This is a genomic window from Lysobacter sp. Soil_C_15 (assembly GCF_057657315.1).
Genome location: NZ_JBDGIR010000024.1, coordinates 1 through 3152 on the forward strand (window position 1 = coordinate 1; position 3152 = coordinate 3152).

The window sequence follows — 3152 nt, forward strand, 5'->3', positions numbered from 1 at the left end:
CCGGCCGCCTACGTGACCCTGGCGGCCTTGCCGCTGACCGGCAACGGCAAGCTCGATCGGCGCGCATTGCCGGCGCCCAGCGGCGCGGGCGCGGCGCCCAGGAACTATGCCGCGCCGCAGGGGCCGGTGGAAACCGCGATCGCGGGCCTGTGGAGCGAGATCCTGCAAGTCGAGCGAGTAGGGCGCCACGACAGCTTCTTCGAACTGGGCGGGCAATCCTTGCTGGTGGTGCGGATGATCTCGCGCCTGCGCCAGGCGCTCGGCCTCAATGTGGCCCTGTCGAGCGTGTTCGCCCACCCGGTGCTGCACGACTTCGCCCGAGTCGCCGGCCAGGCGCAGGCAGCGACCTTGCCGGCGCTGGCGCCCGCCGAGCGTCCGGACGAGATGCCTCTGTCGTTCGCGCAGCAGCGCCTTTGGCTGGCCGCGCAGTTCGGCGAGGACGCCAGCGCCGCGTATCACATGCCGGTGGCCCTGCGCCTGCGCGGACGGCTGGATCGGCCGGCGCTGCAGGCCGCGCTGGACCGCATCGTGCACCGCCACGAAGCGCTGCGCACCCGCTTCGAGATGGTCGACGACCGGCCGGTGCAGCGCATCGCCGCGGCGGCGCCGTTCGAGCTGGCTTACCAGGACCTCGACCTCGGCCTGGACCAGCGCGAGGCGGCGATCGAGCACTGGAGCGGGGCGGAAGCGCGCGAGCCTTTCGACCTGGCCCGCGGGCCGCTGTTCCGCGGCCGCCTGCTGCGCTTGGACGATCGCGACCATGTCCTGCTGCTGACCTTGCACCATATCGTTTCCGACGGCTGGTCGCTCGGTGTGCTCGCCGACGAGCTGAGCGCGCTCTATCGCGCTTATGCGGTCGATTCGGTCGCGCACGCCTTCGACCCGCTGCCGCCGTTGCCGGTGCAGTACGCGGACTATGCGCTGTGGCAACGGCGCTGCCTGGACGCCGACGCGCAGGAGCACCTGCTCCGCTACTGGCGCGCCCAACTCGCCGGCAGCCAACCGCTTTCGACCTTGCCGACCGACCGTCCGCGTCCGCCGACCAAGGGTTTCGTCGGCGGCATGGTCCACGCCCGGATACCGCAGTCGACCACGGCCGCCCTCAACGAACTGGCCGGACGCCATTCGGGCACCTTGTTCATGGTGCTGATGGCGGCGTTCAACGTCCTGCTGTCGCGCTACAACGGGCAGAACGATCTCAACGTCGGCACCGTGGTCGCCAACCGCAGCCGCAGCGAAGTCGAGCCACTGATCGGCCTGTTCCTGGACACCCAGGCGATACGCACCCGCCTGGATCCGGCGCAGAGTTTCGAATCCTTGCTGCAGCAGGTCCGCGCCACCCTGATCCAGGCCTACCTGCACCAGGACCTGCCGTTCGACAAGTTGCTCGAGGAACTCAAGCCGGTGCGCCGCCCCGGCGTGCCGCCGCTGTTCCAGGTCATGGTGCAGATGCAGAGCGTGGCCGACCCGGTCGTGCGCATGCCCGAGCTGAGCATCGAGGACCTGCCGCTGACCGAGCACACGGTCAAGTTCGACCTCACGCTGTACGTGAACGAGCGCGACGGCGCGATCGAGGTGGCCTACGAATACGATGCCGCCCTGTTCGAGCCCGCGACCATCGAGCGACTGGCCGCGCGCTACACCCGCCTGCTGGCCGCCGTCGCGAGCGCGCCGCAGACACGCATCGACGAGTTGGGCCTGCCGGAGGCCTTGCCCGCCGCCGCTGAACGGATCGCCGTGCGGCCGCGGACCGACGAGCGCCTGGGACTGTCGCCGCACCAGCAGCGGTTGTGGGCGGAGGGCGCCGCCGCCGCGCATCACCACTTGCCTGTATTGCTGGAGTTCGACGGCCCGGTATCGACCGAGAACCTGCAAGCGGCGCTGAACGCCGTCATCGGGCGGCACGATGCGCTGCGCACGCGATTCGCGAGCGACGGCGCTTCGGTCTGGCAATGGGTGGAGACGGAATCCGCCCTGCCGCTGGCGCGGATCGACCTGGAAGACGGCCAGGCGCCGCTCGCGCGAGCCTTGGCCGAAGCCGACCGCCCCCTGCGTCCTGATCGGGACTTGCCGCTACGGGCCGCCTTGCTGCGCGGCAGCGACGATCGCGCATGGCTGTGCCTGGTCGTTCACCGGCTTGTCGCCGACCGCCGCTCGCTGCAGCTGCTGTCGCGGGAGATCGTGGAGGCCTACGCAGCGATCGATGCGGGCCGTCCCCCGGTCCTGCCTGCGCTGCCGTTGAGCTTCGGCGACTACGTGCATTGGCAGTCGACGCTCGGCGCCGATGCGCTAGAACCCTTGCTGATGTACTGGATGCCGCAACTGCGCGGCCATTCGCAGGCGTTGGAACTGCCGTCGAATCGGCCCCGTGCGGCGCTGCAACGGTTCGGCGGCGGACGCCACGCGTTCGCTATCGAAGCCGGCCTGGGCCAACGTTTGCTGGCGTTCGCGCAGGATCGCGCAGCGGCGATCGACGACGTGTTGCTGGCAGGCTTCATCGGCTTGCTGAAACGTTACAGCGGGCATGACGAACCGGTCGTTGGCATCCGTGCCGCGGGCCGCGACCGGCCGGGCCTGGATGCGATGGTCGGCTCCCTGTCCAATCTTCTCCCGCTGCGTACCGCAGTGCGTGCGCAGGACGATTTCGACACGCTGCTGGCCGAAGTGGCCCGCACGCGCGGACGCGCCCTACAGCACGCGGACCTGCCGTTCGATCTGCTGGTCGACCGGCTTGGGATCGGCCGCGAGACGAACCGACCCGCGCTGTTCGACGTCGTGTTCGAGTACGACGCGCAGGGCGGGCAGGCCGTCGGCAGCGGCCACGTCGTGGCCCGGCCGATCGAAACCAACCTCGGCCACGGCAGTCACGATCTGCAGCTGTACATGTTCCCGTGCGACGGCGGTTTCCAGGCGCGGCTGGCTTATAACGCCGAGCTTTACGACGAGTGGCTGATCGCGCAGATGATGCGCCACTTCGTGCGCCTGCTCGACCAGATGACGGCGCGACCCGGGATTCCCATCGATCGCGCGGAGTTGCTCGACGATTCCGAGCGTGCGCGCGTGTGCGAGGACCTCAACGCGACCGATCGCGCCTACCCGCAGGCGTGCGTGCACGAGCGGTTCCGCGACCAAGCCGAGCGCACGCCCGACGC

The 3152-nt window shown here is 69.8% G+C and carries 1 protein-coding gene; it reads left to right on the forward strand.

Annotated features, from left to right (window positions below):
* Positions 1-3152: condensation domain-containing protein (locus AC3A57_RS22850; RefSeq protein WP_487580998.1), on the forward strand; the 3152-nt coding region annotated here is incomplete at both ends.